The organism is Oceanococcus sp. HetDA_MAG_MS8, from assembly GCA_019192445.1.
In the GTDB taxonomy this organism is placed as follows: domain Bacteria; phylum Pseudomonadota; class Gammaproteobacteria; order Nevskiales; family Oceanococcaceae; genus MS8.
On sequence record JAHCMK010000002.1, the window covers coordinates 519,700 to 543,515 of the forward strand.

The following is a 23,816-nucleotide window of genomic DNA, read 5'->3' on the forward strand; positions in this document are numbered from 1 at the left end:
GGCTTTCATGTCGAGAGATTCATGACGTCCCGAATCGAAAAAGCGAATGCCATCCGTGCGCTGGCCATGGATGCCGTACAACAGGCTAAGTCTGGTCACCCTGGCATGCCTATGGGTATGGCCGATATTGCCGAAGTGTTGTGGTCGGATGTGCTGGCCCATAACCCTGCCGACCCGCGCTGGATCAACCGTGATCGCTTCGTGCTCAGCAACGGCCATGGCTCCATGCTGCTGTACGCGCTGCTGCATCTCAGCGGCTACGACCTGCCTCTGGAGGAAATCAAAAATTTCCGCCAGCTGGGCTCCAAAACCGCCGGGCATCCCGAGTCGCACCTGATCGAGGCCGTGGAAACCACCACAGGCCCATTAGGACAAGGCCTGGCCAATGCTGTGGGCATGGCTTTGGCCGAAAAAATGCTGGCAGCCGAGTTCAACCGCGACGGCCACGCCGTCGTCGACCATGCCACCTGGGTGTTCACGGGTGATGGTTGCTTGATGGAAGGCGTCTCCCACGAGGCCTGCGCCCTGGCCGGAACCTGGCAGCTGGGCAAGCTGAATGTGGTCTATGACGACAACAACATCTCCATTGACGGTGAAGTTGAGGGCTGGTTTACCGACGATACGGTGAAACGCTTTGAGGCCTACGGCTGGCATGTGATTGCTGACGTCGACGGCCACGACCCCGAAGCCATCGCCAACGCCTTGGCCGCAGCCAAGGCCGAAACCGCGCGCCCCAGCCTGATCCAATGCAAAACCGTGATTGGCTTCGGCTCGCCGAACAAGGCCGGCACCGAGGGCGTGCACGGCGCGCCATTGGGTGATGATGAAATTGCCGCTACCCGTGCCAAACTTGGCTGGGAGCATAGCGCTTTTGATATTCCCAACGATATCCGCAATGCCTGGGATGGGCGCGTACGTGGAGAGCAGCTGCAAACACGCTGGCAGCAGCAATTTGATGCCTACGCTGCCGCTTTCCCCCAAGAGGCGGCTGAGCTAGAGCGACGCATGCGCGGCGAACTACCTGCCGATTTCGCAGCGCAAGCCGAGCAGATGTTGGCTCAAGTGCAAAAAGATGCACCCAAGGTGGCCACCCGCAAAGCCTCGCAAATGGCCATCACGGCGCTGGCTCCCAAGCTACCCGAGTTTTTGGGCGGTTCGGCCGACCTGACCGGCTCTAACCTCACCAACTGGCCGGACTGCGGCGCCTTAGACGCCAGCGGCATGGGCCGCCATGTGCATTACGGCGTGCGTGAGTTCGGTATGAGCGCCATCATGAATGGCATTGCCCTGCATGGCGGCTTTTTGCCCTTTGCCGGCACCTTTTTGGTGTTCTCCGATTACTCACGCAATGCCATCCGTATGTCCGCCTTGATGGAACAGCGGGTGATCTACGTGATGACGCACGACTCCATTGGCCTGGGCGAAGACGGACCAACCCACCAGCCGGTGGAGCATGTGTCCAGCCTGCGCCTCATTCCGAATTTGGATGTATGGCGTCCGGCCGACGCCGCCGAAACCATGGCGGCCTGGGCCTGTGCGGTACAAAGCGCCAAGCGCCCCAGCGTGCTGGCGCTGTCGCGCCAGGGCTTGGCCCCACAACCACGCAGCCAAGCTCAACTGGCTGATATCGCCCGCGGCGGTTATGTGTTGCAAGACGCCGAAGAGCCCGTAGGCGTTCTGATTGCCAGCGGCTCGGAAGTGGAAATTGCCATGCAGGCGGCCGCCGACCTTTTGGCTGCAGGCACCCCTGTTCGCGTGGTGTCGATGCCTTGCCTAGACCGCTTCTTAGAGCAAGACGCCAGCTACCGCGAGCAGGTCATTCCCACCAAGCTACGCAAACGCGTCGTCATTGAAGCCGGCGTCACTGGTCTGTGGTGGCGCATTGCCGGTGATCAGGGCGACGTTATCGGCTTGGATCGCTTTGGTGAATCCGCTCCCGGCCCTGCGCTGTATCACCATTTCGGGCTAACGCCTGATCAAGTGGTCAAACGCTTCACAGCGTTGGGCTAACCGCACGATTTGGTCTTGAGGTCTGGCTTATGAGCATCCGCATCGGTATCAACGGATATGGACGCATCGGGCGCAACATTGTGCGCGCGATTTTTGAAGCCGGACGTGAGGATGAATTCCAAATCGTGGCCATCAACGATTTGGGCTCCATCCAAACCCATGCCCATCTCACCCAATACGACACCGCACATGGCCGCTTTGCCACCCCGGTGAGCGTGGACGGCGATGACCTTCTGGTAGGGTCGCAGCGCATCCGCATGCTCAGCCAAACCGTGCCTGCGCAGCTGCCCTGGGGAGAGCTTGGTGTGGACTTGGTGTTGGAGTGCACCGGGCGCTTCGCCAGCCGCGACAAAGCCGCCTCGCATTTACAAGCAGGTGCCAAGCGGGTGTTGGTGTCGCAGCCGGCGGGCTCCGATGTCAAAACCGTGGTCTATGGCATTAACCACGAAGACCTCGCCGCCAGCGATGACATTGTGAGTAACGCCTCTTGCACCACCAACTGCATTGCACCTTTGGTGCAGCCTTTGATTGGTGAAGTGGGCTTGGAATCGGGCCTGATGACCACGGTGCATGCTTACACCAATGACCAGGTGCTCACCGACTCGTATCACAGCGACCTGCGCCGTGCCCGCAGCGGCACTTTGAACATGATTCCCACCAAAACCGGGGCGGCCGCCGCAGTCGGCCTGGTTTTGCCGGAACTCGCAGGCAAACTCGATGGCTACGCGGTCCGCGTACCCACCATAAACGTGTCCATGGTGGATTTATCATTTGTAAGCAGCCGCGATACCAGCGTGGACGAGATTCATCGTCTGCTTAAAACGGCTGCCGATGGCCCGCTTAAAGGCATTCTGGCCTTTAACGCCGACCCTTTGGTATCGATTGATTTCAACCACCACCCGGCCTCGTCCATTTTCGACGCCACCCTAACCAAGGTACATGGCCGCCTGGTGAAGGTTTGCGCCTGGTATGACAACGAATGGGGTTTTTCCAATCGCATGTTAGACACCGCGGCCACGATGATGGCCGCTTCCTAACCCCTAGCTGAGCTGATGATTTGAGGAATTTGGGATGACCTTCGCACGCATGACTGACTTAGACCTGAGCGGCAAGCGGGTATTAATCCGCCAGGATCTGAATGTGCCGCTCAAAGACGGTGAAGTCAGCTCGGATGCGCGTATTCGCGCCGGCCTTCCCACCATTCAAATGGCCCTCAAAGCCGGCGCCGCCGTGATGGTAATGTCGCACCTGGGTCGCCCCAAAGAAGGCCAGCCCAGTACAGCACATAGCCTGGCCCCGGTGGCCGAGTACCTAGGCACCCTGTTGGAGCGCGACGTGCCCCTGGTGAGCCAATGGCGAGATGGCGTGGCGGTGCAGCCCGGAGAAGTGGTGCTGCTGGAAAACGTGCGCTTCGAGTCTGGTGAAAAAGCCGATGACCCCGACTTGGCTCAAGCCTACGCCGACCTCTGCGACATCTTCGTAATGGACGCCTTTGGCACAGCGCACCGCGCTCAGGCCAGCACCCACGGCGTAGCCCTGCGTGCGCCTCAAGCCTGCGCCGGGCCTTTGCTGTGCGCCGAGCTGGATGCGCTGGGAGCGGCGCTCAAAGACCCCGCCCGCCCATTGGTGGTGATTGTGGGAGGCTCTAAGGTTTCCACCAAGCTCGAGCTACTCACCAGCCTGGCCAATGTGGCCGATCGTCTGATTTTGGGCGGCGGTATTGCCAATACCTTCTTGGCGGCTGCGGGACATAACGTGGGCAAGTCTCTGTATGAGCCCGACCTGGTGCCAGCGGCGCGCCATGTAATGCGGGTGATGCAAGAGCGCGGCGCCAGCATCCCGCTCCCGAGCGATGTGGTCAGCGCCGTAGAGCTCTCCTCCGAGGCCCATGCCGAAGTGCGTGAAGTGCAGGAGCTCGAAGCCGACGAAATGATTCTGGATGTGGGCCCACGCACTCGCAACGCCCTGGCGGCTGAACTGTTGGGTGCGGGCACCATTGTTTGGAATGGGCCGGTGGGCGTGTTTGAAATTGAGCAATTCGCCGCCGGGACCAAGTCCTTGGCGGAAGCCATTGCCGAATCGGAGGCCTTCTCCATTGCTGGCGGGGGCGACACCCTGGCGGCCATCGATAAATTCGGTGTCCGAGACGATATTTCCTATATTTCCACCGGCGGCGGCGCCTTCCTTGAGTTTCTCGAGGGCAAAACGCTGCCGGCGGTAGATGCTTTGAATCAGCGTGGCCAATAGAGCCTGAAGGACGGCGGCCCGCTGAAGTTTTTGTTGCGATGCGGCAGGATGCCGCGGCGGCTGGTTAGAGCCCATAGCAGAGGATAGAGAGACAATGGAACGTGATGTAATGGAATTTGACCTGCTGGTGGTCGGCGCTGGCCCCGCTGGTCTGGCCTGCGCCATCCACGCCAAGCAGCTCAACCCTGAACTCAATGTGTGTGTGCTGGAGAAAGGCGCCACAGTGGGCTCGCACAGCCTGGCTGGGGCCGTCATCGAGCCCGGCCCGCTGGAAGAGCTGCTGCCGAACTGGAAGGACAACCCACCCGAAGTCTGCGTACCCGTCAAACGCGACGAAATTCGGATGATGAACCCCAAGGGTTCTTTCAAGTTCCCCATCGTGCCGCCGCAGATGAACAACCACGGGAATTACATCATTTCCCTGGGTAGCCTCACCGCAAAAATGGGCGAAGCTGCCGAAGAGCTGGGCGTGGAAATTTACCCCGGCTTCCCGGCCCGCGAACCGCTGTACAACGACGCCGGCGAAGTCATCGGTGTACGCACCGGCGACATGGGCGTTGATAAAGACGGCAACCCCAAAGACTCCTTCACGCCGGGTATGGACCTGCATGCCAAGCTCACGGTGTTTGCCGAAGGCGCGCGTGGCTCCTGCTCCAAGCAGTTGGTAGCCAAGTTTGGTCTGGACAAAGACTGCGACCCGCAAACCTACGGCATTGGCATTAAAGAGCTGTGGCAGCTGCCCAAAGGTCGCGGGGAAACCGGCCTGGTGATGCACACCATGGGCTGGCCGCTGGACAACAGCACCTATGGCGGCAGCTTTGTGTACCACTTGGAAGACGACAAACTGGCCATCGGCTTTGTGGTGGGCCTGGACTACGAAGACCCGCACCTAGAGCCCTTTGAGAAGTTCCAAGAGTTTAAGAACCACCCCGAGATGAAGAAGCTGCTGGAAGGCGGCGAAATCGTCAGCTATGGCGCCCGCGCCATTGTTGAAGGTGGCTGGCAGTCGCTACCCAAGGTAGAAATGCCAGGGGCAGCGCTGATTGGCTGCGGCGCTGGCACCTTGAACGTGCCCAAAATTAAAGGCGTACACCAAGCCATTCGCTCGGGCATGGAAATCGCTAAGCACTTCACTGAGAAGCAAAGCAGCGCTGGCTTCGACAGCCGCTTGCGCAGCTCCGCCGTGGGCGCCGAGCTGAAAAAAGTGCGCAACATCCGCCCGGCTTTCCACTGGGGTATGTGGGTAGGTCTGGTCATCTCCGGCATCGAAACACTGTTCGCCGGGTTGTTGCCTTACACCTTGCGTAACCGCGCCGATCACAGCGCACTGAAAAAGATCACCGAGAAAAAACCGCTGGCACAAAACGAGCGCGACCTGCCCCCGCGTGACCGTTTGTCGGCGGTGTACTTCGCCGCCACCGAGCATGATGAAGACCAGCCGGTGCACCTGCAGGTGGCCGACACCAACATCTGCATCACGCAGTGCGCCGAGGAATACGACAACCCCTGCACACGCTTCTGCCCGGCCAAGGTTTATGAAATGGTCGAGGACGAAGACGGCAAACGCTTACAGATTAATGCCGCAAACTGCGTACACTGTAAGACTTGCGACATCAAAGACCCCTACCAGATCATTAATTGGGTCACCCCGGAAGGAGGTTCCGGGCCGAACTACCAATTGATGTAAATCCACTGGGCGGCGCGGTCTGCGTTGCTTTATTCACATAAACGGTAAGAGTTGTATGAAGGTACTCGTCCCCATCAAACGCGCGGTGGACTACAACGTCCGCGTCCGCGTGAAGTCTGACGGCTCAGGCGTCGAAACCAACGGCGTGAAAATGAGCGTGAACCCCTTTGACGAAATCGCCAATGAAGAGGCGCTGCGTCTGAAAGAAAAGGGCATCGTCTCCGAAATCATTGTGTGCACCATTGGTGTGGCCAAAGCCGAAGACCAACTGCGCTCTGAGCTGGCTCGGGGCGCTGACCGTGGCATTCACGTGGTCACCGACGAAGAAGTGCAGCCCCTTCAAGCTGCGCGCATTCTGGCCAAGCTTGCCGCCGAAGAAGAAGTAGGCTTGGTACTGATGGGTAAGCAAGCCATCGACGACGACGCCAACCAGACCGGCCAAATGCTGGCCACGCTGATGAACTGGCCCCAAGCCACCTTTGCCTCGCAAGTAGAGATTGCCGACGGCAAAGCCACGGTCGATCGTGAGATTGACGCCGGTATCGAAACTTTGGAAGTGGATATGCCTGCGGTCATCACCGCCGACCTGCGCTTGAACGAGCCCCGCTTCATCAAGCTGCCGGACATCATGAAGGCCAAGCGCAAGCCCATCGCCAAGCGTGAGCTGAGCGAGTTCGACGTAGACGTGCCCAAGCTGGAAGTCACCGAAACGCGCGCACCGGGTGGCCGTGAGCCTGGCCGCAAGGTCAAAGACGTGGCCGAGCTGGTCGCCGTACTCAAAGACAAGGGATTGGTCTAATGAGCAAAATTCTGATTGTTGCCGAAACCCTCAACGACGCCCTGCACCCCACCACTGCCAAGGCTGTGGCCTGCGCCCAAGCCATTGGCGGCGACATTCACGTGGCCGTGTTTGGCGCCGGCGTGAAAACCGCCGCTGAAGATGCAGCGCAAATCGACGGTGTGACTGAAGTTCTGTACGTACAAAACGACGAGAACATGGCCCCGCGTGCTGCCACCTTGGCACCCCAGGTCGTGGCCCTGGCCGGTGAAGGCTACAGCCATGTGCTGGCTGCCAACACCACCACCGGTAAAGACCTGATGCCGCGTGTGGCCGCCCTGCTGGGTGTGCCGCAAGTGACCGACATCATGACCGTGCATGGCCCGCGCGACTTCGACCGCCCCACCTACGCCGGCAACGCCATCACCCGCGTACAAGCCCCGGGCGACTTCACGCTGGTTGGCACCGTGCGTACCGCCTCCTTCACCGCGGCCAAACTTGGCAACTCCGCCAGCGTGAGCGACAAAGCTGTTGACGCCGAGCTGCCCACGCACACCCGCGTGGTTGAACTCAAAACAGGCGGCGGCGACCGCCCCGACCTGCAAACCGCACCCAAAGTGGTGTCCGGTGGTCGTGCTCTGGGTTCCAGCGAAAGCTTCGACATCATCTTCAAACTGGCCGACACCATGGGTGCCGGCTGTGGCGCCTCCCGTGCCGCCGTCGATGCCGGCTACGTGCCCAACGACATGCAGGTCGGCCAAACCGGGAAAATCATCGCCCCGGATCTCTATGTGGCCATCGGCATCTCCGGTGCTATCCAGCACTTGGCCGGTATTAAAGATGCAGGCACCATCGTCGCCATCAACAATGACGAAAACGCCCCCATCTTCGAAATTGCCGACCTCGGCCTGGTAGGCGACCTCTTCGAGATCGTCCCCCAACTCACCGAGGCCCTGGGCAGCTAAAGCCGCCTAGCCACGGCAGAAAAACGGCCGAAGGCTCCGCGAGGGGTCTTCGGCTTTTTTGTGCCTGGGAACTTTAGGAATTGGCCGCAGATTCGCGCAGATTAACGCAGATGGGTTTTCCACAGATTGAGGGAGATCGTCACAGATTGTATGGAGAACCAATATGGGTGCATCGATTGTTCAAGGCAGCAGGCGACCGCCTTCGCGACAACGACAAACACCTCAACATAAAAATCTGTGTGTATCTGTGTAAATCTTTGGCAGAAAACCAGGGCCGCGGATTGGCGCCGATGAACGCAGAGGAGGATTCCCACAGATGGGCACCGATGGCCACAAATGTGGTGGAGACAATTGCTAGGTCACCGACCCCTCAAGGCCGCCAGCGGCCGCTCTCGGAGTCACCACAACCAATTCAAAAAATCTGCGTGAATCTGCGTAAATCTGCGGCTAATAACCCAACCCGACGATTGGCTTTGCCCCATAGCTTAAGGCGGCAGTGTATCGGGCAATGCCAGCAGCGCTTGATCGAAGGTGTAGAGCCCTTCCATGGCCTCCCCTTGCTCTTCAGCTCGTGTCAAGGCTTTATTGAGAATCAGCGTATCGGGAAAGTCTGCGTGCTTGGACTTGCCAGCGACCTTCGTGGCGGGAGCTTTTCTGAAGTCAACGAGAGCTCTCCATACCGCCGGCGCATCTTCAAAATACACGCAGGGCTCTTCAAATAGTGCCAGAACCACACGCGCCAGCGCCTCCCGGCCCAGCTTGTATTTCTTGCCGCGCAAGGTCCAAAAGGTCTCCACTAAGACGACGTCGGTGATCAGTACCTTGCTGTTTCCACTAAACAAGGCGGCCGCTCGTGGCGATTGCTCTGCGTCATCGTTCAGCAAATACCGCAGTAGGACATTGGTATCGACGGCAATCACGCATCCATTCCGCTCTGCATCGAGGCTTCGTCACTGATCGCCGAATCCGTCTTCACCCCACTCAGCAGACCATGCGCGGCTCCAGCCACCTTCTTCACGATGGTGATATGGCCATCGTTGTCCACGAAGCTCTGATATTCATCGCCGGGCTCAATTCCGGCGACCCTACATTGCTCAATCGGCAAGGTAATCTGCCTTTTCGCACTGACCTTCGGCACAACACGCTCCTTACGTATCCCGCGAAAGCCTAGGCTACGCCGTTCTTTACTTTTGGTCAACGAGTAAGGACACAAATGAACCGGAGCCCGGAGGCGCCCTGGCAAACAAAGCCAATCGGTTTCCACAGATGGGCACCGATGACCACAGATGAGGTGGAGATAATTGCTAGGTCACCCAACCTTCAAGGCCGCCAACGACAACCCTCCGCATCACAACAAACGGCTCACCAGCAAGTCTGTGGAAAATACTTGGCCGCAGATTGGCGCAGATTTACGCAGAGGAGGCTTTCCACAGATGGGCACAGATTGTCACAGATGGTTTGGCTGCCAAATATGGGTGCATGGATAGTCCTACGCTGCCAGCGACCGCCCTCGGGACCACGACAACAATCTCATCAAAATAATCTGCGTAGATCTGCGCAAATCTGCGGCAAAAAAACCAAGCCAAAGTTGGCGCAACTGTTAAGGGTGTTGCATGTGAAACCAGCCATGACGGCGTCTCCAGCAACAGCTCATATTCTCCGCTCCAGTTCCGCGGCTGCATCTAGCAACAGCCCTTCGGCACCGGGTGCGCAGGCCAGCATGATGCCGGGCACCAAACCGGTGGTGGAACCACGGAACCGCGGTGCCGGCACGGAGATGGCCGACAAATTGATGTAGTTGGCGAAGGTGTGGGGTGTGATCAGCTTATTGATGCCAGGGCGCATCAGGGTCAACCGGTTCATACCGCGATGGGGCGGGGCGAGGGTGCCTATGGTGGGCAGGCAGAGGATGCCGTCATCCCCGAGCAGAGCATGGTAGTGGCGCCGGGCCGCCTCGAAGTGCTCTACAACTGCCGCCAAGGCTTGCTCCGAGCGTGGTCGGTACAGCGGCGCAACCATCGCAAACCAGAGGAAAAAGCCCGGGTCCACAGTCGGTCGACCAAGCAGCTGAGCAAATAGCTCTTTTGTCACGCTAAATGGCTTGCCGCCCTCACTCAGCCAACCCTTCCAGATGTCGATCATCTCGCCGGTGACCAGCTTGGGCACCTCCATGAACAGCTCGCTGACATTGGAGAAGTTATGGGAGCGCTCAGCCAGCATCCCTGCCTCTTCTAGCCCGGCTAGCGAAGCCTGATACGCGCTGCCTATACAGGCCTCACGCACTTTGTAGGGAAACTTCTGCGGCACTATTAAACGCCGCCCCGCGACCGACTGGGGCTCAGGCGCGGGCGTCTTTGCCATCACATCGTAAGCCAGCCGGATGTCGCGTACCGAACGCGCCATGGGCCCAATGCCGTTCCAGGTCTCAAAGTAAGGACCAGACTCAGGCCAAACACCGGTCTTGTCGATGGCAGCAGAATGCGGCCGAAAACCCACAATGCCGCAGAAGGCCGAAGGAATTCGAATAGAGCCCAAAATATCCGTACCAAAACCCAGCGGCGATGCCCCGCTGCCCACCAGGGCGCCTTCCCCACCCGTGGAACCGCCCGCAGTGCGCTTGGGGTCCAAGGGGTTGCTGGTCACACCAAAGCGTAAGTTCCGCGTCTCCGCCGTCATCACAAACTCAGGCACATTACTCCGGGCCATAACGATGGCACCCGCTGCTTTGAGCTTCTGCACTAACGGCGCATCCTCTCCCACCGCAATCGGCGGCATCCGCGCAGAACCACCCGTGATCTCATGCCCCGCCAGCCCGTAGGTCTCCTTCAGAGTTATCGGCAAACCCGAAAGTGGACCCGGAAGCGGATTCTCGGCTTGAGCCAAAGCCTCACCCCGAAAAATTTCGGTGGCCGCGTTCAGCCGCGGCTGCTCACGCTCAACTCGTTCCAAATGCTCACGCACGACATCCACGGGGCTGTGTTCTCCAGCAGTCATCTGCCGCAGCAATTCGGTGGCATCGGGCAAAGTTTGGATCGTCATCGTCTAGACTCGAAACGGATTTTTCTGCCTAGTGAAGCACAAGCGCCTTTGGCAATGCTCACCTATCGCTCAGCCAGCTCACTTGGATGATGACCGCGGACGGGTCACTGAAGTCGTCGTAAACGTGGCACTTCTCCGAGTGAGAGACAACGCGAAAGGAATCTTCGGTCACTTCCGCCTGAAGCCTATGAAAAACGAGCTTAGGTTACCTAGCGGGGATTTAGAACTGCCAGCCAGTAGTAAGGTGAAGTGTGCCGATATCCGCTATCTGCCAGTAGCTGACCTTCCGGGTTCATGCCTATCAATCAGGCCAAACGACGTTTGCGGACATTCGGATGTTGGAATTCCAACGCATCTTCCAGCGAAAACTCATGAAATGCCCTGGGGGGAGGGGAATCAGAAACCCTCAATGCACGTGAAGGACATAGGCACTTGTTACAAACTTAGGGTTTTGTCAGAAGTGAAACGCGAGCATCCGCATTAGATCGACAAAATGCAGATCCGCAGATAGCAACTATCCTCCACCCACTCGAATGTGGACAACTTCACTTTCCGTACCGACAATGGTGTCGGCAAAGGAACCAGCGCACACGAGCATTTCATTCGCATAACTCCGATGTACAGTGTTGTAAAAGTTCCGAAGGACAAAATTTAGAAACTGGAATGGCGTCAGTGGAGCACTTACCGGAATCCGGCAGTTTTTAAACTGCCCAAGAGTCAAATGGGACATAGGATGATTTAGCTCTTCAAACCGCTGACCATCACTATCGAAATCAAAACGAACCGGAAATGGAACAACACTCTTAGCAACGATATCGGCAAAAACCTCATCAGCTTCGTAGATCTCCGGTTCGTTTTGAAAATCCTCCAGGTATGGCGAAGGAAAGAAAGCCAGTCGATGACCAGTTAAACCTTCGCCAGTAAATCTATAGGACATCTGAATTAACGCTCCATCTGGCATCTTGACGCTGTATGCCTGAGCGCTCACGAGCTGATCATAGATTGTCTTATAAGGCTGATTTTTCAACGCAGCAGTTACCCTCTCCGCACCGTTGAAAGAAATTTCCAGAGAACCGGAGGGGTCACGTCGCTCAGATGGATGATTTTGACTTTCTGAGAGCCCGAGCTCAATAAGATTCCCAATGAGTGCGTTGAGCTGTCTCACAACCTCTCTGGGAGTCATTATGATTTTCCGGAATCACTAAGAAACTTCTTAAGCTTTGCCACAGCGTCATCCGGTAGATCTTCGAGAAATACCGTCCCCGCTTCCAAGGAGGCGATCAATGACTCCAACCCCTGAGCTCCTCGCCGTACCTTCTGCTGATCATCAACAGAAAGATCTCGATTGACAATCGTAAGACGTTTCCTTTGCTCCTCATCGGGATATCGGAAGTGCAATCTGAAATCGCGCTCTTTAGCTTGTTGAAACTCCTGTATAAGCGAGTTCATATCTTCACCGACCCCAAGCACACGTACCCATGCTTTGCTCCTGGTGATCGCAGTAAATAGCCGATTGCGGACCGTTGCCAATTGGAACCATGACTGGAAGCAATCTTGCGCATTGATGATGTACACCATGCCCGCTTCATTTCCCTTAGCGCGGAAGATTCCTGTAAATGTGATCGATCCGCTACCAGCGTCAAAAAAGACGTCTGGCGATGTATCAACTCCAGCTAGATGAGACTCAATTCCCATTTCATACAGCAGCTTCCGGGCCTTCCCAACTTCTTTTCTTGTGGTCAACGGATCTGGGTTGATAACTATGATGTCGTCAGGCTGAAGTTCATCATCTGCTACATTAGTACGAATCTCGCGAGCCAACCATGCCGCTTGTTCGTCTTTGCTTTCAAACTTAACGAAACTTATTAAGTCGTCTATTGACGAATGAGATTCCAAAAATTCCGGACTCGTCTTGTCTCCACGGGCTAATGTCACCTCCTGACCGTCTGCAAGCGCGCCATCGACCACCTCATAGCCCACATCAAGCCATAGTTGGCTTTGATCAAACATCTGGATTAGCCCAGTTCCGGTCTTGTCGGACGGGACTCTATAAATCCCAAAGCCTAGGGCGTGGGCAGTCGCCAATACTGGCCTAGAGTTTCGATAACATTTTTCAAGAATAATGTCTTGTTTGGGCTTTCCCGGCGCTGGCTGTTCGAACCTAACTAAGGGCTGGCCATCTTTATCTTCTCCAAATATTTCTTCCGGCGGAGGCAGCGATCGATTTGTAAGGCTTTGGAGTTCATCATAGGCATACACCAAACGCTTCTTGCCCTTGAGCATTTGGTAACAAATTTGCAGAAATGGTGGGGTTAAGTCCTGAGCCTCATCAACCAGTATTGCGTCGTAAGTTTCTAACGCAGTAGAGGCCGCCTTAAGCGCCTCATCACAAGCACCTTCAAAGGCTTTGTCACTTCCAAATTTATACTTGGCAGATTTGAAATCGTGAAACTCAATTCCATGAGACTGACAGAAGCTGTAGTAGATTCCATTTCGACTTTCCCCACCCGGAGCCCCCCAGGCGTGTATGACGTGAAGATTGGACCAATCCGGCTCCTCATTAGTCTGCTCAATGGAAAATGTATTGATCAACTGTTTAAATTGATCTTTTAATGAACGTGTATGAAATGTAACCGCAATTTTCCAATCAGGATGTTGTGCATGCAAATATGCTGCCTTTAGCGCCAGCACAATCGTCTTTCCTGAACCTGCCAGTCCTCTTATACGCTGCACACCGGCTACCGTTTCGATGACAGCTTGACCTTGCCTGTTATCCAAATTTGCAATTGAATCTTCGAGACGCTTCAACTTAGCGCCACGAGAATCGTCACGCTTAAGATCTCTTCGCTTTTTCCCCTTGCGAATCGTCGAGATTGACTGAATAACTGACAGTAGCGAGGGGAAGGAGCTACTATCGATCCATTCTAATCCGTTAATCCATTCAGAAAGAGATTCGAAATTGCAAACCGCATAGGTTTCGTCGCCGATTCCATCCAGGTTCTGCTTTGCTGGAGCGAATGTCACGACGTTTAGCTCAACCGCTAAATTGCGCCCCTTCATCAAGTCTCGGTGACTTCGGAATTTCGCCTCAAGCTTATTTGCGCTGTCGTCTTGATCTTGCTGAAACCCGTTGAGAGCCACACCCTCGACCAAGTTAAAAATCACAGCCCCTTTTTCCTCAGAAACCCAAAGCGCATCTATCGGAAAAGGCCCTTGTGGCGTCCCAATGATGGGGTAGCCGATGTACAGGAATCCCTGGTAGGCGTCGTGTTCTTCAAAGAATTCAGCAAGAGCCTGACTGGACAGAGGCTTGTTCGTAGCCCCCCAAATCGTCGTAACCATATTCGGTCTCGATGTTTGCCCTACCTCGAAGGAAAGGCCGCTAACGCTGTGGACACAAAAGTCGCACACACTTGGTGATTTTCCAGCAATCATAGTCAGTCATGAGATGACCGTCCATTGATCTGCCGCAGCAGTTCATACGATTGCAGTAACCACTATGGAATACGAACAACCGGCCCAGACAGGCTCACCTTTTGAGGCTCATCTATGTCAGCATCACACCGTTGAAAAAATGCATTCTGTGAAATTGATCTCGACCCGATGAACGTAGCGAAGACCTTCAAGGTTCAAGTTGAAGCCGACCACATCAAACGTGTTGCGTCTGGCTCGCCCAAGGCAGGCCTGATCGAACTCATATGGAACGCGTTGGATGCCGACGCGAAATCGGTTCGTGTTGATTTTCTTGAAGGCGAGCTCGGTGTGAACCGAGTGCGGATTGCTGATGACGGCACGGGCATCCCGTACGAAGAAGCAGAGAATAGGTTTGTGGGGCTGGGAGGATCTTGGAAGAATCCCGGTATCAAAACGAAAGCCGGTCGCGTTCTTCACGGGCAAGAAGGCAAAGGCCGCTTCAAAGCTTTCACTATCGGGCGTATTGCTGATTGGGAAGTAGTTTATCAGGAAGGCGACCATTTTTTTGAATACACCATTGAAGGGAACGCGAGCGCGATTGACGAATTTGCGTTAAGTGAAAAGCGACCAAGCAAACGCACGAAGACCGGGGTATCCGTAACTATTTCAGAACTCCCGAAGATCAGCGCGATCTTCGAGCCAAAGCGCGCCGTAGAAGAGCTAGCACCGGTATTTGCCGTTTACCTGAAGAATTATCGCAGCATCAAGCTAGATATCGGCGGCACATTGGTTGACCCCGCCGCAGTCATCAAAGGCATATCAACTTTCGATCTCGACCCTATTTCAAGTGAAGATGGAAAACATCATCCAGTAGCACTGGAGATCGTTGAATGGCAGTCAATAAAAGAACGGGAAATTTGGTTTGCAGACAGTAACAACGTTCCCCTCGAATCGTATGAAAAGCAGATTCGTAATGTAGGTGACGTCGGATTTTCTGCATTCATAAAATCCGATCATTTTCGAACCCTAAACAACCAAGGCCTTCTTGCTCTTCGTGACCTGGAGAAGAGCATAACCGACTGCTGTGAACAGGCCGTTTCAAGAGTTAAAGAATTCTTTCATAACAAGGAATTGGAAGACGCCAGGAAGCAAATTCGCGAATGGCAAGAGCAGAAAGTCTACCCTTACAAGACCGAACCCACTTCTGTTATTGAGCAGGCCGAAAGAAAAGTATTCGACATAGTGGCCACCCAGGTTAATAAGAGCCTTCCAAGCTTCCAATCCTCTGACAGTAAATCGAAGCAATTTCAGCTACGCATGCTCCGGCATGCAATTGAGAAGAACCCAGAGGAGCTCAAAACAATCCTGAGTGAAGTGATCCGCTTGCCCAAGAAGGAGCGCGATGCGCTGGCTTCATTGTTGGAGGACACTTCGCTTTCTTCGATTATCAATACTTCAAGCATGGTCACCGACCGCCTGAAGTTTCTGGTGGCGCTCGAGCAGCTTGTGTTCGATTTCACTAAAAATGTAAAGGAGCGCTCGCAACTCCATCGGTTACTAGCCAGAAACACGTGGGTGTTCGGAGAAACGTACAACCTGGCGATTGATGACCAGTCACTTACAGCCGTTCTTCGCAAACACAGAGAACTATTGGGTGATGGAACTGCCATAGACGAGCCCGCCGTCAATCGTTTGGACGGGACCTCTGGCATTGTTGACTTGATGCTTTCACGATTGGTGGCAAGAAGCCGCGCCGATGAAGTTGAGCATCTAGTTGTGGAACTTAAGCGCCCCTCGGTAGATATCAAAAAGAATGAACTCGACCAAATTGAGAGCTACGCCTTCGCTGTTTCTGAGGACGAGCGATTTCGCGCTCTCAAAGCGCGGTGGGAATTTTGGACCGTAGCAAAAGACTATGACAACTACGTCAAACGAAAAATGGACGACCAGAGATTGTCTAACGGCGCCGTGTATCAAACCGGCCCTTCAGCCGACATCGACATAACGATTCGGGTAAAGACATGGGCAGAATTGATCGCAGCGTGCCGCCATAGGCATGAGTTTCTGAGGCGAAAGCTCGAGATAAACATCAGCCAGGACCAGGCTCTTGATCACCTTAAAGAACGGTATTCCCAGTACATCGAAGGCGTACTTCCGGAAACGAGTGACCCTTCGCAGGGATAGTTACTACTCACCCATACGTCCTCGCCGGACAATGTGCCTTTGAACAAAGTCAGTGTTTTGTAGAAAGTGCCCGCAACTTCGTGCGTCCCAGACCAACATACTTAACTGACACCAAGTCTCTGCGCGACACACTGGCTCCGATTTACCTGTGACCGCTTTTAGGAAACCAAGCATTACTCAAGAGACATCGCCGAATTTCGCCTTTGGGTCGTAACCGGCAATTACATCAAAACGCCTCAAATAGCTTGAGCGAAACAGCAAAATGCAATTTTTCCGATGCTTCTAAGGGCAGACCCACCAACCACATTTACAAACCCAATCTGCGTTCATCTGCGCAAATCAGCGGCAAAAAACAGCCTTTAACAAGCTCCCTGCCCCTGAGCCAGCGCCTCCAACTCCTCCCAACGGGCAAAACACTCTTCCAACTCGGCTTCCACGGCGCTGAGCTGCTCCTGTAGCTCGCGCGCTTTTTCAGGGGTGTCGGAGTACAGACTGGGGTCGGAGAGTTGCTCGGTGAGCTCCACTTGTTTGGCTTCCAGCTTTTCGAGTTTGCCGGGGAGGGCGTTGAGTTCTTTGCGTTGAGGCTGGGTGAGTGCGGGCTTGGCTTTTGGTTTGGGCTTGGCGGCTTTGGGACTGGGTTTGTTGGCCGGCGCGGTTTGTTTGGCTGCGGGGCGTTGGCGTAGCCAATCTTGGTAGCCGCCGACGTAGTCGCCGACTTGGGCGGGGGCTTCGAAGACTAGGCTGCGGGTGACGACGCGGTCGAGGAATTCGCGGTCGTGGCTGACCAGGAACAGGGTGCCTTGGAATTCCTGGAGTTTTTCTTCGAGCAGGTCCAGGGTTTCCAGGTCGAGGTCGTTGGTGGGTTCGTCCAGCACCAAGAGGTTGGTGGGTTGGCTGAATAATTTGGCGAGGAGAAGGCGGGCGCGTTCGCCGCCGGAGAGCACACGCACTGGGCTGCGGGCGCGTTCGGGGGTGAACAGGAATTCCTGCAGGTAGCCCATAACGTGTTTTTGGGCGCCGTTGATCTCTACAAAATCGCGGCCATCACCAATGTTTTGGTAGACCATTTTGTCTTCGTCCAGGGCGGCGCGGGTTTGGTCGAAGTAGGCAATTTGGAGTTTGGTGCCCAGCTTCACGCTGCCCTGGGTGGGCTGGAGTTGGCCCAGGATGAGCTTGAGCAGGGTGGTTTTGCCCACGCCGTTAGGGCCAATAATGCCGATGCGGTCGCCACGCAGGATGGTGGTGGAGAAGTCCTGAATAACGATGTGTTCACCCCAGGCAAAGCTCATGGACTCCACCTGCGAAACCAACTTGCCGGACTTGTCGGCTTCTTGCAACACCATCTTGGAGTTGCCCTGGCGGGTGCGGCGTTGGCTGTACTCCTCGCGCATGGCCTTCAGGGCGCGCACGCGACCTTCGTTGCGGGTGCGGCGGGCTTGAATGCCTTGGCGAATCCAAGCTTCTTCCTGGGCGAGTTTTTTGTCGAAGAGGGCGTTGGCGGTGGCTTCGGCCTCGAGGGATTCTTGCTTGCGGCGCAGGAAGTTGTCGTAATCGCCGGGCCAACTACTGAGCACGCCGCGATCGAGTTCCACAATGCGGGTGGCCAGGCGGCGCAGAAAGGCGCGGTCGTGGGTGATGAAAATAAGGGTGCCAGACCAGCTCAGCAAGAAGTCTTCTAGCCAGCGGATGCTGTCCACATCCAAATGGTTGGTGGGCTCGTCAAGGAGCAAAATATCCGGCTCGCGGACCAAAGCGCGGGCCAAGAGCACCCGCCGTTTCAACCCTCCCGAGAGGGCCTGAAACTGAGCCTGCGCGGGCAGTTCCAAACGGGTGATGGTGGCGGCCACGCGCGAGTCCATGGTCCAACCGTCCTGGGCGTCGATTGTTTGTTGCAAGGTGCCCAGCCGCTCCAGGTCATGCCCGCCGGCATCGACCAGCGCGTGGTATTCGGCCAGCACCTGGCCTAGCGCACCCAGGCCGCCGGCCACCACATCGAACACGCTGCCCTGAATATCCTGGGGAATATCCTGCACCAGCTGGGTGAGCTTGGCGCCGCTGTCTATTTGCAGCTCGCCGGAATCATAGGCTTGCTCGCCGGCAATCACCTTGAGCAGGGTGGATTTACCCTCGCCATTGCGGCCCAGCACGCAGAGCCGTTCGCTAGGCTCTACGCTGAGTTGTACCCCATCCAACAAGGCCCGGGCGCCAATGCTCAGGCTGAGGTTTTTGAGGCTGAGAATGGGCATAAATTCAACGCGCGCGTGCTTGGGCCGCACATCCTAGCAGTCTGCAGCGCTGGGCAGCGGCCCGGCATGGGCCCAAGCTGTACTGGCTTAGGCGGCAGGCTGGGCAAAGGCAATGAGGCGGCGCGCCAGCTCGGCACCTTGGTCTTCTTGCACAAAGTGGCCGCCACGAATGCGGTCATGCGCTTGGCCTTGGGCGCCAGGTACATGGTTGATCAAAAGCCGATCCACTTTGCCGAGCACCGGGTCGTTTTTGCCATATACGCACAAAAAGGGTTTATCCCAGCGCCCCAGTGCTTCCCAAGCCTTACGGTTGGCTGGGGTAGCTGGGTCGGTGGGAGTGGTAGGAACAAGTTTGGGGAAGGCCCGAGCGCCAGCTTTATAGCTGGCATCGGGGAAGGGGGCGTTATAGGCAGCGATCTCCGCTTTGCTGAGCTTGCGCACACAGCCTGCATTCACAATGCGCCCCACCGGAAACACGGGGGTATGTACGGCAAAGGCTTGCCAGAGTTTGAAGATACCCGGTGCAGGCTGATCGCCGGTGGGTAAAAAGCCATTGGCCACAAAAATGCGGGCAAATCGCTGGGGTTGTTCGGCAGCCAGACGCAAGCCCAGTAAAGACCCCCAGTCCTGGCAGAACAAGCTCAGGTTTTGCAGTTGTAGCTGATCCAGCCAGGCTCCCAGCCAATCCATATGGGCTTGGTAGCTGTAATCCTCCACCCGCGTGGGTTTGTCGGATTTACCAAAACCGATCAGGTCGGGGGCAAACACCCTAAAGCCTGCGTCCACCAAGGGCGGAATCATTTTTCTATACAAATAAGACCAGGTGGGCTCCCCGTGCAACAGCAACACTGCGGGGCCGTCCTTGAGACCTTCGTCCAGGTAGTGCATGCGCAGGCCATCAATGTCTACGTAATGCGGGGCAAAGTCATAGCCGCGCAGGTTTTGAAAACGCTCCTCGGGGGTTCTTAACACTTTCATGGCTGGCCTAAGCCCTGGATTTTTTGGCTGAAGTGGCTATATATGCCACAACGCGGCGCTCACAAGGCCAAAGGTCTCTGTCAAAATTTTGTGCATCCCCATGGGGATGACACTGAGGAGACCGTAGAACCATGAACATCGTGCAATGGCGGCACCACCTGGGTGCCATTTTCGTGCTTTTGGCTTTGGGCGCCTGTGAATCCAACTCGGATGTTCCTAATGCCGAGTTCCGTGAGGCTGAAGCTACCGTTGATGACCCACCCAATGAGGGCGTGATTTTGCTCGAGGAGCTGGTTCATGTGGTGGAGCGCAGCGGGTTGTATTCCATACCCAATGATCCTGTTCTCGCCGCAGAAGCTATTGCCGGCTTGCCCCAGCAAATTGGGAATGCCATTGGCATGCATTTGGGGCGCCTGCACCCTACGCCGCATGAGTTCACGCCGGCCGTCGCCCCCTTGGGCGAGCTGTTGCAAGCGCGTATTGATCTGCTGCTGAATGGCCAACCCATGCGGATTATTGAGAACACCCAGGATGGCGAGGTGGCCATTTTGCTGCTGCCGCTGGATGCCACCACGGTGATTGTGATTTTGCCCACCCAGGTGGTGGAGTCAGACCCCAATGCCCCGCCCTTGCCCGAGTCGCGGGTGGATTTGAGCCAGGTCAGCTACGAAATCAATGGCCGCACGCGAACCATTGGCGACTTTATGCAGGGTGGTAACACCAATGCCATTGGCTTTATGCACCAGGGGCAGTTCATTTACGACGACTACGAAAACGGTTACACCGCCGATACGCGGGCGCATATGTGGTCGGTGACCAAGTCGGTCACCACTGCGCTCATCGGCATTGCGGTTTCGGAGGGTCTGATCGACTCCATCTTCGACCCGGTGAAAAAATACATTCCCGAGGCCACCGATACGGTGTGGGAAGGCACCAGCGTGGAAGACCTGCTGCATATGGAGTCGGGCACCTATTGGGTGGACGTGCCCATTCACCAGCCCGAGCAATTGGTGCTGATGGGAGTGGATTACCACTCCAATGGCCTCTACGGTATGAGCCGAAACGATTATTTACTCAGGCTCACACGGGTGTCTGAACCGGGCGCTTACTACCGCTACAACAGCGGTGATACTCAAATGCTCACCTGGATTTTGGAGAACGTATACCAGCGGCCGTATGCCGAGATTCTCTCCGAGAAGATCTGGCGGCCAGCCGGCATGCAGGATGATGCCCTGGTGATGACCGATCGACTGGGTAACACTTTTGCCTCCATGGGTCTGATGGCCACCACCCGCGACATGCTGCGCTTTGGAGAGCTCTTCCGGCGCAACGGCGTGAGCCTGGACGGCAAGCAGATTGTTCCGCGGGCCTGGGTAGAAGCCTCACATAACTACGACAAAGACAATGGCGGTGGCCCGCGCGGTTACCAGTGGCCACATTGGGGCGGCGTGGAGTCAGGAAACTACACCGCTTCAGGGTATGGCCACCAAAGAGTCAGCGTTGCGCCATCGCTCAACATGGTGGGCGCGCGCTTCGGCAACGACCCCGTGGACAGTATCGCTCCCAAAGAATGGGAGGCCGCCCTCACAGCCGTAGGGAATTACATGGAGTTTGGGCAAAGCCAGCGCTAATTGCCTGGGTCTTTGCTGCACAACTCTGCTAGTGCAAACGCACTGCGGAGATCAGGCTGATACCTTCAGCCTGATCTCCGCGCTTTAGTGCAAAACTGTGCGATGCAAGGCCAGATTAGCGGCGTGTAAACCCCATTGTGGCTGCGCCGCGCTGGCGGCCCGCAAAGCCAAGCAGCATCAGCAGCAGTGCCGGCCAAGCCAGGGCGCCACCACCCACACTGCTGAACTGCCGGGCGCTGGGAGCCGTGTCTAGGCCAAAGCGGGAAGCCGCGAGTACGGCCGCGCGGGTGTCCACCATGCCAAAACCGCTGGCCGCATCCCAGCCAGCAACAAGCTCGGGGTCATCCTCAGCCACCATATCCACGGCGGTGTCTTTCAAGATTTGCTCGACTTGTGCCGGGGTCAGCTCCGGGTTGGCTTGCAGCATCAACGCAACCACGCCGGCAACATGCGGAGCCGACATGGAGGTGCCGGACAGACGAATGTAGGCAGCGCGGTTTTGCAGCTCATCCTGTGGGCTGTCGCCGAAGTAGCTGCCCTCCAAAGCCTGGCCGATGGCCGCCAGCACCGACGGCGAGGCCGTCGCCAGAATTTGGTCGCCGGGGGCGGTCACATCAACGGCATCACCACGCGAGGAAAAGCCGGTGATTTTTCCTTCGGGGCAGCTGCCGTTATCGGCTTTGCAGGCTGCCGCCACCGAGATCACCTCGGGCAGGCCATTAGGAATGGGGCGCACAGTATCGGGCTCTGGGCCGTCATTACCGGCTGAGAACACCATCACAATGCCCGCCTCAATGGCTGCCAGGGTCACTTCTTTGACCGGGTCGAAGTCGGTAGGGCCGAGCAGGCCCTGGGCTTCATTGGCGAGCAATCCCCAGGAGTTGTTGGCCACGCGCACATTGCCCAGGGCTTCGCGGTTTCGAATCATGTAATCGATGGCGGCCACGGCATTGGCTTCAAAGCCAATGTCTTCCACCACGCCGTTACCGGCACTCGCGATTTTGAGCGCGACCAGGTTCACGCCGCGGGCAACACCTTGGTTATCCAGGCCGGAGGCGGCGCTACCATCACCGCCCACAATGCCGGCCACATGGGTCCCATGACCTACTTCGTCTTGGAGGGCTAAGGGGCCGGAGGCGGTAGCGATTTGCTCCCACACGCTAGCGGGCAACACGCCGGTTTCGCGTCCGACCAGGGTGCCTTCGAAGTTGGCCCCAGCAATGACGCGGCTGGCGCCGGGCAAGCCAAAGTCAGGGTGCGGCTGGAAAATGCCGGAGTCGATAATGGCAACGGTGATGCCGCTGCCGTCAACGCCGCCACGCTCCACACTGCTGCCGTCAGCCAGGGTATGGCTCTCGGTCTCTTCAATTCCTACCGAATTAATCTGGGTGCGCGAAGCATGCAGGTGCCATTGCAGGCGGCGTTGGAGGCGAACACCGCGCACGCGCGGGTCAGCCGCATAGGCGCGCAGCACAGACTCGGGCGCCACCACCGACACCGCATTAATACTCGGAATGACTCGCCCGTGCAGGGCGCCAGCAAGATTCAGTTCTTCGTGAATGGAAGCCGGAAGGTCATTAAAGCCAATAAAGGCATGGTGCAATTGGGCGGCGGCCGGCAGGCTCAGCGCCGCAAGCGCACCGCACAGGGCGCGTTGAATCATCGTCATTTGTTGGTTCTCCGTAAACAGGCTCAGCTGTTGTAGCCCGCACATACTGTCCCTGTGGACTGAGCAGCGCAAGAGCAAGAACTTTGTAAATTGCCAGTGCAGCACCCACAATATGGGCCGCTTTCACCACCGACCATGCCTACCCATGATTGGGAAATTGCTTGGAGGCGCGCTGGGACTGATGTCCGGCGGCATCTTCGGCGCCCTGCTCGGCTTGTACTTGGGCCATCTCCTAGACCGTGCACTCCCGAATATGGGAGGCGGCAGCGGTCTGCTGGGCGGCGGGGCACGCGGCGATCGCGAGCAGATTCTGGTGCACTGCTTCGAGCTACTGGGCTGCGTGTGCAAAGCAGACGGTCATGTGTCCCAAGCCGAGATTCAGGCGGCGGAAAAGCTACTGCGGCGGCTGAAGATTGACGGCGATCGCCGGCAGAAGATGATTCGGGCTTTCAACCGGGGCAAAGATGCAGGTTTCGACATTGATGCGAGCACGGCTGCGCTACGCAAGCTGTGTCGCGGGCGCATGCTGTGGATGCGCCTAGCCTTGGAAATTGTGCTCACCGGCGCCTTGGCCGATGGCAGACTCAGCCCCGAAGAGCACCAAACCCTGAGCAAAATTGCCGCCGGCCTGGGCTTTAGACCGGCCGATTTCGAAATGCTGCTGCAGATGATGACCGGCGCCATGGGCGGTGGCTGGCAGCAAGCCGGTGGGCAGAACGGTACTCAGGCCCCACCGCGACGGGACCAGCTACAAGAGGCCTACCAGGCCTTGGGCAAAACACCACAAGCCAGCGATGATGAGCTGCGTAAGGCCTACCGGCGCCTGATGAGCCAACATCATCCCGACAAGCTGGCTGCTCAAGATATGCCCGATGAACTGCGGGCCCAAGCTGAAGAGCGGGTCCGGCAAATTCGCTCGGCCTGGGATTTGATTAAACAAGCGCGGGGCATTTAAGCCCACCCAGGGC

17 protein-coding genes are annotated in these 23,816 nt (G+C 56.7%); 9 read left to right on the forward strand and 8 right to left on the reverse strand.

Annotation, left to right across the window (positions count from 1 at the left end):
• Positions 1 to 21 precede the first annotated feature (21 nt).
• From tkt to KI787_05220, 6 genes are all read left to right on the forward strand, one after another.
• Entirely contained in the window at positions 22 to 2,010 is a 1,989-nt protein-coding gene (gene tkt / locus KI787_05195) for a transketolase (GenBank protein MBV6629335.1), read from the forward strand.
• A gap of 29 nt (positions 2,011 to 2,039) precedes the next feature.
• The gene (gene gap, locus KI787_05200; protein MBV6629336.1) at positions 2,040 to 3,047 is read left to right on the forward strand and encodes a type I glyceraldehyde-3-phosphate dehydrogenase; all 1,008 of its coding nucleotides are present in this window, start codon (positions 2,040 to 2,042) and stop codon (positions 3,045 to 3,047) included.
• A gap of 34 nt (positions 3,048 to 3,081) precedes the next feature.
• Complete coding sequence (locus KI787_05205; protein ID MBV6629337.1) at positions 3,082 to 4,257, forward strand: phosphoglycerate kinase; 1,176 nt, start codon at positions 3,082 to 3,084, stop codon at positions 4,255 to 4,257.
• A gap of 94 nt (positions 4,258 to 4,351) precedes the next feature.
• Positions 4,352 to 5,944: an electron transfer flavoprotein-ubiquinone oxidoreductase gene (locus KI787_05210; GenBank protein ID MBV6629338.1), complete on the forward strand. Its 1,593-nt coding sequence runs from the start codon at positions 4,352 to 4,354 to the stop codon at positions 5,942 to 5,944.
• Between the two features lie 55 nt (positions 5,945 to 5,999).
• On the forward strand, positions 6,000 to 6,743 hold the full coding sequence (locus KI787_05215) for an electron transfer flavoprotein subunit beta/FixA family protein (GenBank protein MBV6629339.1): 744 nt from the start codon (positions 6,000 to 6,002) through the stop codon (positions 6,741 to 6,743).
• The gene (locus KI787_05220) at positions 6,743 to 7,687 is read left to right on the forward strand and encodes an electron transfer flavoprotein subunit alpha/FixB family protein (protein ID MBV6629340.1); all 945 of its coding nucleotides are present in this window, start codon (positions 6,743 to 6,745) and stop codon (positions 7,685 to 7,687) included. Before KI787_05215 ends, KI787_05220 begins: the two co-directional genes overlap by 1 nt.
• 485 nt (positions 7,688 to 8,172) lie before the next feature.
• On the opposite strand, the gene KI787_05225 is transcribed toward KI787_05220, so the two are convergent.
• The 5 genes from KI787_05225 to KI787_05245 form a co-directional block, all read right to left on the reverse strand.
• Positions 8,173 to 8,607 (reverse strand): type II toxin-antitoxin system VapC family toxin, encoded by a 435-nt coding sequence (locus tag KI787_05225; GenBank protein MBV6629341.1) that lies wholly within the window; start codon positions 8,605 to 8,607, stop codon positions 8,173 to 8,175.
• On the reverse strand, positions 8,604 to 8,825 hold the full coding sequence (locus KI787_05230) for an AbrB/MazE/SpoVT family DNA-binding domain-containing protein (GenBank protein ID MBV6629342.1): 222 nt from the start codon (positions 8,823 to 8,825) through the stop codon (positions 8,604 to 8,606). Before KI787_05230 ends, KI787_05225 begins: the two co-directional genes overlap by 4 nt.
• A gap of 512 nt (positions 8,826 to 9,337) precedes the next feature.
• Positions 9,338 to 10,726: an amidase gene (locus KI787_05235; GenBank protein ID MBV6629343.1), complete on the reverse strand. Its 1,389-nt coding sequence runs from the start codon at positions 10,724 to 10,726 to the stop codon at positions 9,338 to 9,340.
• Between the two features lie 514 nt (positions 10,727 to 11,240).
• Positions 11,241 to 11,909: a DUF2290 domain-containing protein gene (locus tag KI787_05240; protein ID MBV6629344.1), complete on the reverse strand. Its 669-nt coding sequence runs from the start codon at positions 11,907 to 11,909 to the stop codon at positions 11,241 to 11,243.
• A complete protein-coding gene (locus tag KI787_05245; protein ID MBV6629345.1) occupies positions 11,909 to 14,068 on the reverse strand; it encodes a DEAD/DEAH box helicase in 2,160 nt (719 codons plus the stop codon). The genes KI787_05240 and KI787_05245 overlap by 1 nt, the downstream gene beginning before the upstream one ends.
• A gap of 261 nt (positions 14,069 to 14,329) precedes the next feature.
• Here KI787_05245 and KI787_05250 point away from each other — a divergent pair, with 261 nt between their 5' ends.
• Complete coding sequence (locus tag KI787_05250; GenBank protein ID MBV6629346.1) at positions 14,330 to 16,324, forward strand: ATP-binding protein; 1,995 nt, start codon at positions 14,330 to 14,332, stop codon at positions 16,322 to 16,324.
• A 359-nt stretch (positions 16,325 to 16,683) separates the two neighbouring features.
• On the opposite strand, the gene KI787_05255 is transcribed toward KI787_05250, so the two are convergent.
• Positions 16,684 to 18,570: an ATP-binding cassette domain-containing protein gene (locus KI787_05255; GenBank protein ID MBV6629347.1), complete on the reverse strand. Its 1,887-nt coding sequence runs from the start codon at positions 18,568 to 18,570 to the stop codon at positions 16,684 to 16,686.
• 87 nt (positions 18,571 to 18,657) lie between these two features.
• Positions 18,658 to 19,548: a haloalkane dehalogenase gene (locus tag KI787_05260; protein MBV6629348.1), complete on the reverse strand. Its 891-nt coding sequence runs from the start codon at positions 19,546 to 19,548 to the stop codon at positions 18,658 to 18,660.
• Positions 19,549 to 19,679: 131 nt separating this feature from the next.
• Between KI787_05260 and KI787_05265 the strand changes: the two genes are divergently transcribed.
• Positions 19,680 to 21,179: a serine hydrolase gene (locus KI787_05265; protein MBV6629349.1), complete on the forward strand. Its 1,500-nt coding sequence runs from the start codon at positions 19,680 to 19,682 to the stop codon at positions 21,177 to 21,179.
• 115 nt (positions 21,180 to 21,294) lie between these two features.
• On the opposite strand, the gene KI787_05270 is transcribed toward KI787_05265, so the two are convergent.
• Positions 21,295 to 22,848: a S8 family serine peptidase gene (locus tag KI787_05270; protein ID MBV6629350.1), complete on the reverse strand. Its 1,554-nt coding sequence runs from the start codon at positions 22,846 to 22,848 to the stop codon at positions 21,295 to 21,297.
• Between the two features lie 145 nt (positions 22,849 to 22,993).
• Between KI787_05270 and djlA the strand changes: the two genes are divergently transcribed.
• The gene (gene djlA, locus KI787_05275; GenBank protein MBV6629351.1) at positions 22,994 to 23,803 is read left to right on the forward strand and encodes a co-chaperone DjlA; all 810 of its coding nucleotides are present in this window, start codon (positions 22,994 to 22,996) and stop codon (positions 23,801 to 23,803) included.
• Positions 23,804 to 23,816 lie beyond the last annotated feature (13 nt).

Excerpts from the sequence above, each read along its gene's own strand:
- KI787_05255 (MBV6629347.1), bottom strand. The coding sequence starts at position 18,570 with ATGCCCATTCTCAGCCTCAAAAACCTCAGCCTGAGCATTGGCGCCCGG.
- gap (MBV6629336.1), top strand. The coding sequence starts at position 2,040 with ATGAGCATCCGCATCGGTATCAACGGATATGGACGCATCGGGCGCAAC.
- KI787_05215 (MBV6629339.1), top strand. The coding sequence starts at position 6,000 with ATGAAGGTACTCGTCCCCATCAAACGCGCGGTGGACTACAACGTCCGC.
- KI787_05240 (MBV6629344.1), bottom strand. The coding sequence starts at position 11,909 with ATGACTCCCAGAGAGGTTGTGAGACAGCTCAACGCACTCATTGGGAAT.
- KI787_05250 (MBV6629346.1), top strand. The coding sequence starts at position 14,330 with ATGAACGTAGCGAAGACCTTCAAGGTTCAAGTTGAAGCCGACCACATC.
- KI787_05270 (MBV6629350.1), bottom strand. The coding sequence starts at position 22,848 with ATGACGATGATTCAACGCGCCCTGTGCGGTGCGCTTGCGGCGCTGAGC.
- KI787_05260 (MBV6629348.1), bottom strand. The coding sequence starts at position 19,548 with ATGAAAGTGTTAAGAACCCCCGAGGAGCGTTTTCAAAACCTGCGCGGC.
- djlA (MBV6629351.1), top strand. The coding sequence starts at position 22,994 with ATGATTGGGAAATTGCTTGGAGGCGCGCTGGGACTGATGTCCGGCGGC.
- KI787_05245 (MBV6629345.1), bottom strand. The coding sequence starts at position 14,068 with ATGGTTACGACGATTTGGGGGGCTACGAACAAGCCTCTGTCCAGTCAG.
- KI787_05265 (MBV6629349.1), top strand. The coding sequence starts at position 19,680 with ATGAACATCGTGCAATGGCGGCACCACCTGGGTGCCATTTTCGTGCTT.
- tkt (MBV6629335.1), top strand. The coding sequence starts at position 22 with ATGACGTCCCGAATCGAAAAAGCGAATGCCATCCGTGCGCTGGCCATG.
- KI787_05235 (MBV6629343.1), bottom strand. The coding sequence starts at position 10,726 with ATGACGATCCAAACTTTGCCCGATGCCACCGAATTGCTGCGGCAGATG.
- KI787_05205 (MBV6629337.1), top strand. The coding sequence starts at position 3,082 with ATGACCTTCGCACGCATGACTGACTTAGACCTGAGCGGCAAGCGGGTA.
- KI787_05210 (MBV6629338.1), top strand. The coding sequence starts at position 4,352 with ATGGAACGTGATGTAATGGAATTTGACCTGCTGGTGGTCGGCGCTGGC.
- KI787_05220 (MBV6629340.1), top strand. The coding sequence starts at position 6,743 with ATGAGCAAAATTCTGATTGTTGCCGAAACCCTCAACGACGCCCTGCAC.